The sequence below is a fragment of the Pseudomonas kurunegalensis genome (genome assembly GCF_030291635.1).
In the GTDB taxonomy this organism is placed as follows: domain Bacteria; phylum Pseudomonadota; class Gammaproteobacteria; order Pseudomonadales; family Pseudomonadaceae; genus Aquipseudomonas; species Aquipseudomonas monteilii.
Window position 1 is genome coordinate 3047400 of the sequence record NZ_CP127871.1, and the last position, 15670, is coordinate 3063069.

The window sequence follows — 15670 nt, forward strand, 5'->3', positions numbered from 1 at the left end:
TCTAACCCGTGGGTTCTAATCTTCAGCCATCGGTTTTATCTTCGCCATTCAAGGAAGTTTCACCATGTACAGGAAGATCATGCCGCTGGCGCTGCTGGCAACCCTGACAGGTTGCTCCGACAGCAACGACACCTCCGAGGCCAGTTTCAAGAAAGCCGCCCAGGCCTACCTCGACACCCAGTATCCGCACTGCTTCGTCATCAGCTCATTCCCCACCAAGACCCGGGACTTCGACCTGCACGGCACCAACAAGGCGCTGCATGCCTTGGCCAAGGTGGGCGTGGTCAGTGAGAAGGAAATCTCGCGCACCGAGGTGCCTGCCCGGCTGTGGCAACCGGCACGTACGGACATCTACTATGCCTACGCGCTTACCGACGAAGGCCGCAAGTATTACAAAGCGGACCACGGCCTGTGCTTTGGCAAGGCGCAGGTAACAGCGGTCGAACAGTTCAGCGCGCCAAGCGAAGCGACGGGACAGAAGACATCGAATGTGACCTATGCCTACACGATTACCGGGCTACCGGCATGGGCCGCTGATGAACAGGTCAAAGCCAGCATTGCCGAACTGGGCAAAGCTGTGGCCAGTCATGATGCGCCGCTCAAAGATACCCGGGCCATGGTGCTGACCCATCAAGGATGGCAACTGCGGGACCGGTAGTGGATTACCGGGTTTGCCCTGCAGCACTGGCTTGTCTGCCACAGACACATTCATGTCGCCCACAGACTGCGGCGTCTCGTCGCACGCCAATGCCCCTTGGGCAAAACCGCGCAAGCCCGTAGAATCGCGCCTCCTTTTCGCCCGTCGCCTTGAACGGTGGCAACCGGCAGCAATGACAGAGTCCGTGCCTGAACACATGAACGCACATGTGAAATAGGCTCAACCCTCCCCGCACGGCCCATTTCCCAAAGGGCCCAGCGGTTGAGTCTTGCCCAGGTCGCATCCGTGTAGCCACTCGCCCCTTGCCGGGTCGGGCCGGTGTGCGCGTCCGAGAAGGCGCTCATTCCGCTCATCCAACTAGAGGTACGTATGTCTCCGCGTTTGCTGGCCATGGCGCTGGCGCCCCTGCTCGGGTTGTTCATCATTGCCCTGGGCAACGGCTTCATGTCTTCCCTGACCACCCTGCGCCTGGGCGCTGCCGGTGAATCAGCCACCACCATCGGTATTGTCTCGTCGACCTACTTCATCGGCCTGACCCTGGGTGCAATCTTCAACGACCGGCTGATCTTGCGCATCGGCCATATCCGCGCCTACACCAGCTTCGCTTCGCTGATCGCCGCGACCATCCTGCTGCAAGGGTTGTTCTACGACGTCACCTGGTGGTCTGTGCTGCGCCTGATCAACGGATGGGCGGCGGTCGGCGTGTTCCTGGTGATCGAAAGCTGGCTGCTGCTGGCCGGCGACGCCAAGATTCGCGGCCGCCTGCTTGCGCTGTACATGATCGCCTTCTACGGCGCCGGGGTAATCGCCCAGGCCGGCCTTGGCGAAATCACCCAGCTGGGTGACACCGCCCCCTTCATGCTGGCTGGCGTGCTGGCTGCACTGTCGGTGCTGCCCATCGTGATCTTGCCGCGGGTATCGCCCCTGCTTGACCAGGTCGAACCGCTCAAACCCCGCCAGCTGCTGGGTGTGGCACCGTCGGGCCTGGTGGGCTGCTTCGGTTCGGGTGTGGCCATTGCCGGGATCTATTCCCTGCTGCCGCTGTACCTGCAACGCATCGGCCTGGAGGTGGGCGAGGTCGGCAACATGATGGCTTGGGTGATCCTCGGCGCCATGCTGCTGCAGTACCCGGTCGGGCGCTGGTCCGACCGCAAGGACCGCCAGGATGTGCTGATCGCCCTGGCCGCACTGTGTGTGGTGCTGTCGCTGGTCACGGTGTTCCTGCCGTCGGACTCGTTCCTGCTGCCAGCCATGCTGTTCCTGCTGGGTGGCGGCGTGTTCACCCTGTACCCGGTGGCGGTCAGCCATGCCGCCGACCGGGCACCGTCCGATGCGCTGGTACCGATGATTCAGGGCCTGCTGCTGATCAACTCGCTGGGCTCTGCCATGGCGCCGGTCGCCATGTCGCCGATGATGACCGAGTTTGGCGAGGCCGGCCTGTTCTGGGCCTTTGCCGTGGTCAACCTGGGCATGGTGTGCTTCTTCATGTGGCGCCGTGGCAAACGTCCGGCGGCGGAGCACCCGGCACCGTTTACGGCTTCGACCACCTTCTCGCCAACCGGCGCCGAGCTGCGCGTGACCGAAGACCTGATGCACGCCGCCCAAGAGCATCCGCCGCTGGAGCCGGTAGAAAACCCGGCGCCAGCACAGCGTTCAGAATCTCATTGATCCCAGGGGCCGCTTTGCGGCCCCTGAAGTTACCGCTCGTCGCCCAAAGCGCACCCCGCTCCCCGCACTTGGCCAAACGAATGACAGATCATCCGCAAAGGAGACTTTCCATGATCCGCATTCGTCCGCTCTCCCTGTACCTCGCGCTGGCCCTGACCGGCCTCACCGGCACCGCCTTCGCTGCCACCAACACCGATACACACACCAACACCGACACCAACACCGACAGTCGCCCACAAACCGATCAATCTGGCGGCAAGACGGCTGGTGAGGGCAGCAGCGTCAACAGCCCTGGCAGTGGTAAAAGCAACGACAGCAGCGACACCGGCAGCAACACCGATGCCGCCGACGGCGCCAGCGGTGGCTCCAACAGCACCGGCGAGGCTACCGGCTCCGGTGCGGGGCACACCGGAGGCACTGCAGAGGACCAAGACAGCCACTAAGTCGGGCGTTATGTTCATTGAACCAACCAGTACAAAAACAAATGATCAACCCGATAGCATTTATCCATTGAATGGCCCGGCCGAACTGAAGTAAGCTCGGGCTCATTCACTGGAGAGCAACATGCCGAAACACACCCGCCAACACGCCAACCACACCGGTCGCACCCTGTGCCCTGTGCTGGCCGTTGCCGGCTGCGTGGCACCTGCCAGCTATTACTTTGGGTATTGGTTTAGCCACTAGGCGCCGATACCCACACGGCGCCCACCTTCGAGGGGCCGCCGAACATGAGAATACTCAAACCCCCGGTCGGCTCCCCGACCGGGGGTTTTGCTTTTCAGGCCTTTGAACATCACCGATTCACATTGAGGACAGATTCATGAACTACGCCACTTATTACTACGCAAACACCTCTGCCTGGCGATTTAGCCAATCCCGTTCGGGCCAGCCTGCCGCCTCCGACCGGTCTTCCACAGGTGGCAATGCAGCAGCCAATACGAATTCAACGATCTGTCGAACACCTCGATAGGGCCGACCACGCGGGCCAGAACCCGCCGTCCGCCCAGGGAAAAACGCCATGCAAGCTTCCAGCCTCGCCCTGCCCCTGACCCAGCCGCAAGCGGCCAACACCACCGTCAGCAAGCGCCTGCCCAGCCCGCACCTGCTCAAGCAGCAAATGCCGCTGTCCAGCGAACTCACCCAGCAAGTCCATGCCCACCGCCAGGCCATCCGCGACATCCTCGAAGGCCGCGATCCGCGCCTGTTGGTGATCGTTGGCCCCTGCTCGATCCACGACCCTCGCTCAGCCCTGGAATACGCCGACCGCCTGGCCGCTCTCAGCCGTGAAGTCAGCGACAAGCTGCTGCTGGTGATGCGCGCCTACGTCGAAAAACCGCGCACTACCGTGGGCTGGAAAGGCCTCGCCTACGACCCGCACCTCGATGGCAGTGACGACATGCACTCGGGCATCGCGTTGTCCCGTGGGTTGATGCTGAGCATGATCGAACGCGGCCTGCCGATCGCCACCGAGCTGCTGCAACCGATGGCCGCCGGCTACTTCGACGACCTGCTGGCCTGGGCCGCAATTGGCGCACGCACCACCGAATCGCAGATTCACCGGGAGATGGTCAGCGGCCTGGAGCTGCCAGTCGGCTTCAAGAACGGCACCGACGGCGGCATCGCCATCGCCAGCGATGCCATGCGCAGCGCCGCCCACCCGCACCGCCACTTCGGCATGGATGCGCAGGGCCACCCGGCGATCATCGAAACCCTGGGCAACCCGGACACGCACCTGGTACTGCGCGGTGGCCACAAAGGCCCCAACTACGATGCCAACAGCATCGCCATGGCCCGTCAGGCACTGGCCAAGGTTGGATTGCACGCAAGCATCATGGTCGATTGCAGCCACGCCAACAGCGGCAAGGACCCGGCTCGCCAGCCAGCGGTGTTCAACGATGTGCTGGAGCAGCGCCTGGCCGGCGATCGCTCGATCATCGGCGTGATGATCGAGGGGCACCTGTTCGATGGCTGTCAGGCGCTGGGCAAGGGCGCACTGAAGTACGGCGTGTCGATCACCGACGGCTGCCTGGGCTGGGCCTCGACCGAAACCCTGTTGCGCGAAGCGGCACAAAAACTGTAAGGCGAAGCTTGCAAGCCTGGCGAGACATACCCCAAGCAAGTGCGCTAGGCTTGCCTTTTTACCCCAAGGAGCAGTACCCATGGCCCGTGCAACCGCCCGCCACATCCTGGTCGCCAGCATCGACAAGTGCAACGAACTCAAAGCCCAGATCGAAGCAGGCGCCGACTTCGCTGAAATCGCCAAAGCCAACTCCACCTGCCCGTCCAGCCGCCAGGGCGGTGACCTGGGCTCGTTCGGCCCAGGCCAGATGGTCAAGGAATTCGACACCGTGGTGTTCAGCGCCCCGGTCAACACCGTGCAAGGCCCGGTGAAAACCCAGTTCGGCTACCACCTGCTGGAAGTGACCAGCCGCCAGGACTAAGTCCTCGCAGCCGATGAAAGTCCGTGTGGGAGCGGGCTTGCCCGCGAATAGGCCAGACCAGACAACCTCGTTGCCTGGGCCGCCGCATTCGCGGGCACGCCCGCTCCCACAGGGTTTGTGGGGCCTGTTATTGCTTTGTCTGGCTTTCAATGCCCAAGCCGCCCCCACCCACGCACTCACCGTCTACGGTGAGGCTCCCCGCTACAACGCCAGCTTCCAGCACTTCGACTACGTCAACCCCAACGCCCCCAAGGGCGGCATCCTGCGCCGCTCGGCCATCGAGATCGGCCAGTTCGACCACATCCTGCCGTACATCGACAAAGGCATTGGCGTCAGCGAAGTCGATGGCCTGTTGTATGCGCCACTGGCCGTGCGCTCGTTCGATGAATCCTATACCGTCTATGGCCTGATCGCCCACAGCATGGAGCGCGGCCCCGACAATGCCTGGCTACGTTTCAATATCGACCCGCGTGCCACCTTCGCCGATGGCAAACCGGTGCGTGCCAAAGACGTACGTTTCACCTTCGAGCTGTTGATGAACAAAGGCAGCCTCAAGTACCGCACCCAGTTCGCCGACGTCACTGGCGTGACCGTGGAAAACCCGCACAGCGTGCGCTTCGACTTCAAGCCCGGGCACGGCCGCACCCTGGCGCTGGACCTCGCCAGCCTGCCGGTACTGCCCGAACACGACTGGCAGCAACGCGACTTCGCCAACGGTGCCGGTTTTGACAAGCCAGTCGGCAGCGGCCCGTACCGCATCGGGCGTATCGACAACGGCCGCAGCATCACCTTCGAACGCGACCCCACCTGGTGGGCGCGCGACCTGCCCGCCAGCCGTGGCCGCTACAATTTCGACAAGCTGCGCATCGAGTACTTCGGCGATACCGAGGTGGCCCGGCAGGTGCTCAAAGGCGGGGGTTACGACTACAACCGTGAGTTCTCCGCCACCGCTTACACCCTGGGCTACAACGGCGCGCAACTGGAGGATGGTCGCCTGCAACGCGCCCACCTTGGCCCGGCAAAACCGCAAGTGGCCCAAGGTTTCGTGTTCAACCTCGACCAGCCGCAGTTCAAGGACCGCCGGGTGCGCCAGGCGCTGGGCATGTTGTGGGACTACGAGTGGAGCAACCGGCAGATGATGCGCAATATGTACATCCGCCAACAAAGCGTGTTTTCCAACACCCCGCTGGCGGCCCGCACGCTGCCGGATGCCGGCGAGCTGAAGCTGCTCGAGCCGTTGCGCGGCAACGTGCCGGGCGAAGTTTTCACCACCGTGTTCAGCGCCCCGGTCACCGACGGGTCCGGAATCATCCGCAAACAACAGTTGCAGGCCCTGGCCCTGCTTGAACAAGCCGGTTGGCACCCCGTCGGTGACCGCCTGGTGAACAGCGACGGCACACCGCTGGCATTCACCTTCCTCAACGGCCAGTCGGGCCTGGAGCGCCTGCTGCTGCCGTGGAAGCGCAACCTGGCCCAGATCGGCGTCACCCTGAACATCCGCAATGTCGACGCTGCCCAGTACGTCAACCGGCTGATGGCGCGCGACTACGACATGATCGTCACCGGCTACCCGGTTACCCTGTCGCCGGGTGCCGAGTTGTACAACTACTTTGGCTCGGCAGCCGCCCACGACCCCGGCTCGAACAACCTGATGGTGCTGCAAGACCCGGCCGTGGACCGCCTGATCGACGGCCTGGTGCGTGCCGACTCCCAGGCCGACATGCTGCAGCACGCCCGCGCCCTGGACCGGGTGCTGCAATGGAACTACTACTGGATCCCCAACTACTACCCGCCAGGTAGCTCCACCGCCTGGTGGAACCGCTTTGGCCTGCCCAAGGTCCAGGCAGCCTATGACGAAGGCCTGGACACCTGGTGGGAAATCAGCCCCACCCCGCTGACCAACGCGCAAATGGCTGAACGCCAGAAGGCCTTGCCATGACCACCTACATCCTGCGCCGTCTGTTGTTGATCATCCCGACCCTGCTGGCGATCCTGCTGGTCAACTTCGCCATCGTCCAGGCTGCGCCGGGTGGCCCGGTAGAACAGGCCGTGGCGCGCCTGCAAGGCCTTGGCGGCGGCGCACCCGGCGCGCGGGCCGAAGTGGTGCACGGTGAGTCCCGTGCCACACGAGGCCTGGACCCGAAACTGATCGAGGAGATCAAGCGCCAGTACGGTTTCGACAAGTCCGCCCCCGAGCGCTTGTGGCTGATGCTGGGCCAGTATGCCCGGCTGGACTTCGGCAACAGTTTCTTCCGCGGTGCCAAGGTCACAGACCTGATCCTGGACAAGTTACCGGTGACCCTGTCGCTGGGTTTCTGGGCCACGCTGATCACCTACCTGGTGTCGATCCCGCTGGGCATACGCAAGGCGGTGCGCCACGGCAGCCGCTTCGATGCCTGGAGCAGCGCGCTGATCGTGGTCGGCTATGCCCTGCCCTCGTTCCTGTTCGCCCTGCTGCTGATCGTGCTGTTCGCCGGTGGTACCTCGCTCAACTGGTTCCCGGTGCGCGGCCTGGTTTCGGACAACTTCGACGAGCTCAGCCTGCTGGGCAAGGTGGCCGACTACTTCTGGCACCTGGTGCTGCCAATCGGCGCCTTGGTGATTGGCGGTTTCGCTACCCTCACGTTGCTGACCAAGAACGCCTTCCTCGACGAAATTTCCCGCCAATACGTGGTCACCGCCCGGGCCAAAGGCCTGAGTGAACGCCGGGTGCTGTATGGCCATGTACTGCGCAATGCCATGCTGCTGGTGGTGGCCGGGCTGCCGCAGGCGCTGATCACCGTATTCTTCGCCGGCTCGTTGCTGATCGAAGTGATCTTCTCGCTCGATGGCCTGGGCCGCATGAGCTACGAGGCCGCCGTGTCGCGGGATTACCCGGTGGTGTTTGGCACGCTGTTCATCTTCACCCTGGCAGGCCTGCTGATTCGCCTGATCGGCGACCTGTCGTACACCCTGCTGGACCCGCGCATCGACTTCGACACGAGGGCGCACTGATGCTGTCACCCGTCTCGCGCCGTCGCCTGCAACGGTTTCGCCGTAATCGCCTGGGCTGGGTCTCGCTGTGGTTATTCGCCGGCCTTCTGCTGCTGAGCATAGCGGCAGAGCTGGTGGCCAACGACAAGCCACTGCTGCTGGGCTACAAGGGCGAGCTGTACGTGCCGGCACTCAAACGCTACACCGAGCAGCAGTTTGGTGGCCAGTTGCCGTTCCAGCCCGATTACCGCAGTGCGTATGTGCGCCAACTGATCGCGGAACAAGGCGGCTGGATGCTGTTCGCGCCCATCCCGTTCAGCGCCGACACCCCCAACTACGACCTGCAAGTACCCACCCCCAGCCCGCCAAGTGCAAGCAACTGGCTGGGCACCGACGATCAAGGGCGCGATGTGCTGGCGCGGGTACTGTACGGCACGCGGGTATCGCTGCTGTTCGCTTTTGCCCTGACCGTCGTCAGCGTGCTCATTGGCGTGATAGCCGGCGCGTTGCAGGGCTACCACGGCGGTTGGGTCGACCTGCTCGGCCAGCGCCTGCTGGAAGTGTGGTCAGGCTTGCCGGTGCTGTACCTGCTGATCATCCTCAGCGGCTTTGTCGAACCGGATTTCTGGTGGTTGCTGGGGATCATGGCGCTGTTCTCCTGGCTGACATTGGTCGATGTGGTACGCGCCGAGTTTCTGCGTGGGCGAAACCTGGAGTATGTAAAGGCAGCCCGGGCGTTGGGCCTGCCGGACAGCCAGGTGATGCTGCGGCATATTTTGCCCAATGCCATGAATGCCACGCTGACCTACGTGCCATTCATGCTGACCGGGGCGATCACTACCCTGACCGCACTGGATTTCCTCGGGTTTGGCATGCCGGCCGGGAGTGCTTCGCTGGGTGAGCTGGTGACCCAGGGCAAGCAACACCTGGAGGCGCCATGGCTGGGCTTTACCGCGTTTTTCGCGCTGGCGGTGATCTTGTCGTTGCTGGTGTTTATCGGGGACGCCTTGCGCGAAGCATTCGACCCCAGAGGTTAGGTTTACAGGCCCGGCCTTCACATGATTCGGAATTTGCCCCATGCACAACAGCGACAGCCTCAAGAACTACCCCCAGGTACGGCAACTGGCAATTCACTCGCTATTCGAGATCATCGAGCAGTCCAGCGAAGGCACGGTCATCGTTGACCGCAATGCACGTATCGTCTGGATGAACGAACGCTACGCCCGGCGCTTTGGCCTGGCCGATGCCGCCAGTGCCATCGGCCAGCCGTGCGAGGCGGTGATTCCGGGCAGCCTGATGCGCGACGTGGTGAGCGATGGCCGGCCAATCCTGCTGGACATGCTCGACACCCCGAACGAGCCCCTGGTGGTGATGCGCCTGCCGATCCACGACGACCAGGGCGCACTGATCGGTGCCATCGGCTTTGCCCTGTTCGACGAACTGCGCAGCCTGTCGCCACTGCTTAAACGCTACGCCAGCATGCAGCAGGAACTGGCCTCGACCCGCTCGCAACTGCGCGCCCGCCAAGCCAAGTACAGCTTCGCCCAGTTCGTGGGCAGCAGTGCTGGCAGCCTGGAAGCCAAGCGCCGCGCCCGGCGCGGTGCGGGCAGCGATTCGCCGGTGTTGTTGCTGGGCGAAACCGGTACGGGCAAAGAACTACTGGCCCATGCCATCCACGCGGCGTCGGCGCGGGCGCACAAAGCCTTCGTCAGCATCAACAGTGCAGCGATCCCTGAAACGCTGCTGGAAGCCGAATTTTTCGGCACCGCGCCGGGTGCGTTTACCGGCGCCGACCGCAAAGGCCGCAGTGGCAAACTGCAGTTGGCCGAAGGCGGCACGCTGTTCCTCGACGAGATCGGCGACATGCCGCTAGCCCTGCAGAGCAAGCTGCTGCGCGTGCTGCAGGAAAAGGAATACGAGCCGGTAGGCTCCAACCAGATGCTGCGCAGCGACGTGCGCATCATTGCCGCTACCTCCATCGACCTGCAGGCGGCCATGGCCCGTGGGGCGTTTCGCGCCGACCTGTATTACCGGCTGAATGTGCTGCCGATCGACGTGCCGCCACTGCGGGAGCGTCTGGAGGATTTGCCAGCGCTGTGCGAGACCATACTGGGTGAACTGGGCAGCCATTACGAACTGGAAGCTGATGCACAACAACTGCTGGCCCGGCATGCATGGCCGGGGAACATTCGCGAGCTGCGCAATGTGCTGGAGCGCGCGACATTGCTGGCGGATCAACCACGGTTGGGGGTGGCGGACTTGCGTGCGGCATTGGGGCCGTTGAGCCCGGTAGCGGGCGGGCCGGTGCGACAGACATACCGGGAGGCCTGCGAGGCATTCGAGCGCAAGCTGATTGGTGAGGCACTCGCAGAATGCGAGGGCAATGTGCCGCAGGCTGCCCAGGCATTGGGGCTAGGACGGTCGACCCTGTACAAGAAGATGGTTGCACTAGGTCTCTGATTAGAGACTCTAGTTTCCATGTTGAGACTATCGCGAGGGCTTTGCCCTTGTGCCTCGACGGGGCGCAAAGCGAAACAAAAATCTCTAATTAGAGACAAATATTTCAGATCAAACAAAAAACACTTATAAATCAATATCTTATATGTTGGCACGATTCCCGCTATCTCCTGCACACCGATAAAAACAAGACTCACCCAGGAGACCCACCCCGATGACCGTGCTCATCGCCCTCGCCGCTCTGGCCCTGCTGATGCTGGCTGCCTATCGCGGTTACAGCGTAATCCTCTTTGCCCCCATCGCCGCCCTCGGCGCCGTCCTGCTCACCGACCCCTCTGCCGTGGCCCCCGCGTTCACCGGGGTGTTCATGGAGAAAATGGTGGGCTTCATCAAACTCTACTTCCCGGTGTTCCTGCTGGGCGCTGTATTCGGCAAGCTGATCGAACTGTCCGGCTTCTCCCGGTCGATCGTCGCCGCTGCCATCCGCTTGCTCGGCACCCGACAGGCGATGCTGGTCATTGTGCTGGTCTGTGCCCTGCTCACCTATGGCGGTGTTTCGCTGTTCGTGGTGGTGTTCGCGGTGTACCCGTTCGCCGCCGAAATGTTCCGCCAGAGCAACATCCCCAAGCGCCTGATCCCGGCCACCATCGCCTTGGGTGCATTCTCGTTCACCATGGACGCCCTGCCGGGCACCCCGCAAATCCAGAACATCATCCCCAGCACCTTCTTCAACACCACCGCCTGGGCGGCGCCATGGCTGGGCCTGATCGGCACGTTGTTCGTGTTCTTTACCGGCATGGCCTACTTGCAGCGCCAACGCAACAAAGCCCAGCGTGCGGGTGAAGGCTATGGCACCGACTTGCGCAACGAACCGGAAACCGCTGCCGACCTGGCCCTGCCTAACCCCTGGCTGGCCCTGTCCCCGCTGATACTCGTGGGGGTAATGAACCTGCTGTTCACCCACTGGATCCCGCAGTGGTACGGCCCCAGCCACAGCCTGCAACTGCCCGGCATGAGCGCGCCAGTGCAAAGCGACGTGGCCAAGCTCACGGCCATCTGGGCAGTGCAGGCAGCATTGCTGGTGGGCATCCTGATGGTGCTGGTGTGTGCCTTTGGCGCCATCCGCACGCGCCTGGCCGAAGGCACCAAAAGCGCGGTGGGTGGTGCCTTGCTGGCGGCCATGAACACCGCTTCTGAATATGGCTTTGGTGCAGTGATCGCCTCGCTGCCAGGCTTTCTGGTGCTGGCCGATGCCCTGCGTGGCATTCCCAACCCGCTGGTCAACGAAGCCATCACCGTGACCTTGCTCGCTGGCATCACAGGCTCCGCTTCGGGCGGCATGAGCATCGCCCTGGCGGCCATGGGCGACACGTTCATCGCCGCCGCCCATGCCGCCAACATCCCGCTCGAAGTCCTGCACCGGGTGGCCGCCATGGCCAGCGGTGGCATGGACACCCTGCCACACAACGGCGCGGTGATCACCTTGCTGGCGGTGACCGGCCTGACCCACCACGAGGCCTACAAGGACATTTTCGGTATTACCCTGATCAAGACCCTGGCGGTGTTCGTGGTCATCGCCACGTTCTACGCCACCGGCATCGTCTAAGGAGCTATGCATGACCCTCAAAGGCAAGACTGCACTCATCACCGGTTCCACCAGCGGCATCGGCTTAGGCATCGCCCAGGTGCTGGCCCGCGCGGGCGCCGATATCGTGCTCAACGGCTTTGGCGACCCGGCACCGGCGCTGGCCGAGATCACCCGGCACGGGGTGAAGGCCGTTCACCACCCGGCCGACCTGTCGGACGTGGCCCAGATTGAAGCGTTGTTCGCCCTGGCCGAACGCCAATTCGGTGGTGTCGACATTCTGGTCAACAATGCCGGCATCCAGCATGTAGCACCGGTGGAGCAGTTCCCGCAGGAAAGCTGGGACAAGATCATCGCCCTCAACCTGTCGGCCGTGTTCCATGGCACGCGGCTGGCGCTGCCGGGCATGCGCGCGCGCAACTGGGGGCGCATCGTCAACATCGCTTCGGTACATGGCCTGGTCGGTTCGACTGGCAAGGCAGCCTATGTGGCGGCCAAGCATGGTGTGGTCGGCCTGACCAAGGTGGTCGGGCTGGAAACGGCCACCAGCAACGTCACCTGCAATGCCATCTGCCCAGGCTGGGTGCTGACCCCGCTGGTGCAGAAGCAGATCGACGACCGTGCTGCCAACGGTGGCGATCCGCTGCAAGCACAGCATGATCTGCTGGCCGAGAAACAACCATCGCTGGCGTTCGTCACCCCCGAACACCTGGGTGAGCTGGTACTATTCTTGTGCAGCGAGGCCGCAAGCCAGGTTCGCGGCGCCGCCTGGAACGTCGATGGTGGCTGGTTGGCCCAGTGACGGGCGGCCTGGGCCTGGCGGTGGTCTCGCATTCGATTATTTGCAAGGAGGCCTTATGCGCCCTACCCCGATGACCGCGATTCTGGCCCTGACCCTGGCTGCCGCAGCCCCTGTGATGGCAGCCAGCCTGAAGGACGTCGCCCCCTACCCCGAGGCAGAAAAAGGCTTCACCCGGCAGGTGATCCACCTGCCGGCACAGGCCGATGAGTCGGCCTATAAATTGGAAATCCTCGCCGGCAAGACGCTGCAGGTGGACTGCAATCGCCAACGCCTGGGCGGCAGCCTGGAAGAACGCACCCTGGAAGGCTGGGGCTACAACTACTACCGCCTGGACAAGGTCAGCGGCCCGGCCAGCACGCTGATGGCCTGCCCGGATGGCAAGAAGACCGAGGCCTTCGTGCCGGTGGTCGGTGACGGCTTCCTGCTGCGCTACAACAGCAAATTGCCAGTGGTGGTGTATGTGCCCAAGGATGTCGAAGTGAGCTACCGCGTGTGGTCGGCATCGCAAGACGTGCAAAAGGCTAAAGTAGAGTAAACAGCTTGCGCCGTCACTGTAGGAGCGGCTTTAGCCGCGAACACCGGCAACGCCGGTGCCATGCACCGCGCCAGCTTCTTCGCGGGTAAACCCGCTCCTACAGGGGACCTCCGTCATCTGCCCCACAGATGACAAGCCCGCAGTTGGCAGTAACGGGAGGAACCGCATGAACGATGTACTCTGGCGCCCCTCCACGGCGCAGATCGAGGCCAGCCGGATGGATGCCTTCCGCCGACGGGTCAACCTGCGCTACAACCTGCAACTCACCGACTACCAGGCGCTGCACCGCTGGAGCATCGAACAGCGGCCCGCCTTCTGGCAGACCCTTGCCGACTATTTCCACGTGCGCTGGCACACCCCGGCGAGCCAAGTGCTGAGTGAAGGGCCACAAATGCCCGAAGCGCAGTGGTTCGCCAACGCCACCCTGAACTTCGCCGAACACCTGCTGCGCCGTCGCGATGACCGCCCGGCCGTCGTTTCCATACGCGAGGATGGCCACCGCCAGGCGTTCACCCACGCCCAGCTGGCCGCCCACGTAGCGGGGTTGCAAACGGCGTTCAAGGCCGCAGGCATCGTCGCAGGCGACCGTGTGGCGGCCGTGATGCCCAATACCTGGCAAACACTGGTGGCCATGCTTGCCTGCACCAGCCTCGGCGCGATCTGGTCGACCTCTTCGCCCGAGTTCGGCGTGCATGGCATCATCGACCGTTTCGGCCAGATTGCGCCCAAACTGCTGATCGTCTGTGCCGGCTATCAATACGCTGGAAAAGACATCGATCAGGTGGCCAAGATCAACCAGGTGTGCGAGCAGCTGCCCGGCCTGGAGCAGCTGATCGTAGTGCCTCATACCCGCAGCGGCACTCGCCCCGACGAGTTCCACGCGGCCCGGGTGAGCCTGTGGGATGACGTCTACCAGCCCGGTGGCGAACCGCGCTTCACCCCGCTGCCGTTTGACCACCCGCTGTACATTCTCTATTCCAGCGGCACCACCGGCGTGCCCAAGTGCATCGTCCATCGCGCCGGTGGCGTGTTGCTGCAGCACCTCAAGGAACACGGCCTGCACAACGACCTGAAAGCCGATGACGTGTTGTTCTACTACACCACCTGCGGCTGGATGATGTGGAACTGGCTGGCCAGCGGCCTGGCAATAGGCGCCACGCTGGTGCTGTTCGACGGCTCGCCGTTCCACCCTGGCCCCGAACGGCTGCTGGACCTGATCGACGCCGAGGGCATCCACGCCTTCGGGACCAGCGCCAAGTACCTGGCAGCGCTGGAACAGGCGGGCCTTGAGCCTGCAGCCAGCCACAACCTGGCCAGCCTGCGGTTGCTGCTGTCCACCGGCTCGCCGCTGTCACCCCACAGCTATGACTACGTGTACAGCAAGATCAAGGCTGACCTGTGCCTGGCGTCCATGTCCGGTGGTACCGACATTGTCTCGTGCTTCGTGCTGGGCAACCCGACCCTGCCAGTGCGCCGTGGCGAAATCCAGTGCAAGGGCCTGGGCATGGCAGTGGAAGTGTGGAATGAGCACGGCCAGCCGGTGCAGGACGAAAAAGGCGAGCTGGTGTGTACCCGCAACTTTCCCAGCATGCCGTTGGGGTTTTGGCACGACCCGGACGGCAGTCGCTATCACGACGCCTATTTCAGCCAGTACCCGGGAGTTTGGGCCCAAGGCGACTATGCCGAACAGCGCACCCATGGCGGCCTGGTGATTCACGGCCGCTCGGATGCCGTGCTCAACCCGGGCGGCGTGCGCATTGGCACGGCGGAGATCTACCGCCAGGTGGAGAAAGTCGAACAGGTGCTGGAAAGCGTGGCCATCGGCCAGGACTGGAAAGGCGATGTGCGCGTGGTGCTGTTCGTACGCCTGCAAGACGGCCTGCTGCTCGATGAAGCCCTGCGTCAGCGCATTCGCCAGGTGATACGCCAATTCACCACCCCACGCCACGTGCCGGCGGTGATTGCCCAGGTCAGTGACATACCGCGTACCATCAGCGGCAAGCTTGTAGAGTTGGCGATCCGCAACGTGGTGCATGGGTTACCGGTGAAGAACACCGACGCGCTTGCTAACCCGCAAGCGCTGGAGCAGTTTCGAGATCGCGTGGAGTTGCGCGAGCAGGCATAATGCCGCCCTTTTCCCCGAAGCACAGGTACCCCATGAAAGCCCAAGCCCGCCACATCCTGGTCAAGACCGCTGACGAAGCCGAAAAGCTCAAGCAGCGCATCGCCAACGGCGAGGCTTTCGACGTGCTGGCCAAAAAGTTCTCCATTTGCCCATCAGGCAAACGCGGTGGCGACCTGGGCGAAATCCGCCCGGGCCAGATGGTCGGCGCCATTGACCAGGTAATCTTCAAAAAGCCGCTGCGCGTGGTGCACGGGCCGATCAAGAGCAAGTTCGGCTACCACCTGGTGCAAACCTTCTACCGCGATTGATGGCAGCGGGCCACCTGACATTTCTGCCAGTTGTCCCGTCACTGCACATTACATAAAACACAGGCAGGGCCGAAGCGATGCTTCAGGTAGTGGACCCTTCATGGACACGGAGACCTGC

The 15670-nt window shown here is 63.2% G+C and carries 14 protein-coding genes; all 14 read left to right on the plus strand.

Annotated features, from left to right (window positions below; genetic code table 11):
- Positions 1 to 64 precede the first annotated feature (64 nt).
- A complete protein-coding gene (locus QQ992_RS13570; RefSeq protein ID WP_286113861.1) occupies positions 65 to 658 on the plus strand; it encodes a hypothetical protein in 594 nt (197 codons plus the stop codon).
- Between the two features lie 369 nt (positions 659 to 1027).
- Positions 1028 to 2326: an MFS transporter gene (locus QQ992_RS13575; protein WP_016715588.1), complete on the plus strand. Its 1299-nt coding sequence runs from the start codon at positions 1028 to 1030 to the stop codon at positions 2324 to 2326.
- A gap of 110 nt (positions 2327 to 2436) precedes the next feature.
- Entirely contained in the window at positions 2437 to 2769 is a 333-nt protein-coding gene (locus tag QQ992_RS13580; RefSeq protein ID WP_286113862.1) for a hypothetical protein, read from the plus strand.
- A gap of 575 nt (positions 2770 to 3344) precedes the next feature.
- Entirely contained in the window at positions 3345 to 4406 is a 1062-nt protein-coding gene (locus QQ992_RS13585; RefSeq protein WP_119370095.1) for a 3-deoxy-7-phosphoheptulonate synthase, read from the plus strand.
- Between the two features lie 79 nt (positions 4407 to 4485).
- Positions 4486 to 4767 carry a peptidylprolyl isomerase gene (locus tag QQ992_RS13590; RefSeq protein ID WP_284353667.1) on the plus strand — a complete coding sequence of 94 codons (282 nt, stop codon included), beginning with the start codon at positions 4486 to 4488 and terminating at the stop codon, positions 4765 to 4767.
- 139 nt (positions 4768 to 4906) lie between these two features.
- Positions 4907 to 6706 carry an extracellular solute-binding protein gene (locus QQ992_RS13595; protein WP_286113937.1) on the plus strand — a complete coding sequence of 600 codons (1800 nt, stop codon included), beginning with the start codon at positions 4907 to 4909 and terminating at the stop codon, positions 6704 to 6706.
- Positions 6703 to 7761, plus strand: coding sequence for a microcin C ABC transporter permease YejB (locus QQ992_RS13600; protein ID WP_286113864.1), 1059 nt, complete (start codon positions 6703 to 6705; stop codon positions 7759 to 7761). Before QQ992_RS13595 ends, QQ992_RS13600 begins: the two co-directional genes overlap by 4 nt.
- Positions 7761 to 8777, plus strand: a complete 1017-nt coding sequence (locus tag QQ992_RS13605) for an ABC transporter permease (protein WP_286113865.1) — start codon at positions 7761 to 7763, stop codon at positions 8775 to 8777. The genes QQ992_RS13600 and QQ992_RS13605 overlap by 1 nt, the downstream gene beginning before the upstream one ends.
- Before the next feature lie 40 nt (positions 8778 to 8817).
- Positions 8818 to 10200, plus strand: a complete 1383-nt coding sequence (locus QQ992_RS13610; protein ID WP_286113867.1) for a sigma-54 interaction domain-containing protein — start codon at positions 8818 to 8820, stop codon at positions 10198 to 10200.
- 211 nt (positions 10201 to 10411) lie between these two features.
- On the plus strand, positions 10412 to 11803 hold the full coding sequence (locus tag QQ992_RS13615; RefSeq protein ID WP_286113868.1) for a GntP family permease: 1392 nt from the start codon (positions 10412 to 10414) through the stop codon (positions 11801 to 11803).
- A gap of 10 nt (positions 11804 to 11813) precedes the next feature.
- The gene (hbdH, locus tag QQ992_RS13620) at positions 11814 to 12584 is read left to right on the plus strand and encodes a 3-hydroxybutyrate dehydrogenase (protein ID WP_286113869.1); all 771 of its coding nucleotides are present in this window, start codon (positions 11814 to 11816) and stop codon (positions 12582 to 12584) included.
- Positions 12585 to 12639: 55 nt separating this feature from the next.
- Positions 12640 to 13119, plus strand: coding sequence for a serine protease inhibitor ecotin (eco, locus tag QQ992_RS13625; protein WP_286113871.1), 480 nt, complete (start codon positions 12640 to 12642; stop codon positions 13117 to 13119).
- 166 nt (positions 13120 to 13285) lie between these two features.
- A complete protein-coding gene (locus tag QQ992_RS13630; RefSeq protein ID WP_286113873.1) occupies positions 13286 to 15244 on the plus strand; it encodes an acetoacetate--CoA ligase in 1959 nt (652 codons plus the stop codon).
- Between the two features lie 32 nt (positions 15245 to 15276).
- The gene (locus QQ992_RS13635; protein WP_016715601.1) at positions 15277 to 15552 is read left to right on the plus strand and encodes a peptidylprolyl isomerase; all 276 of its coding nucleotides are present in this window, start codon (positions 15277 to 15279) and stop codon (positions 15550 to 15552) included.
- Positions 15553 to 15670: the final 118 nt, after the last annotated feature.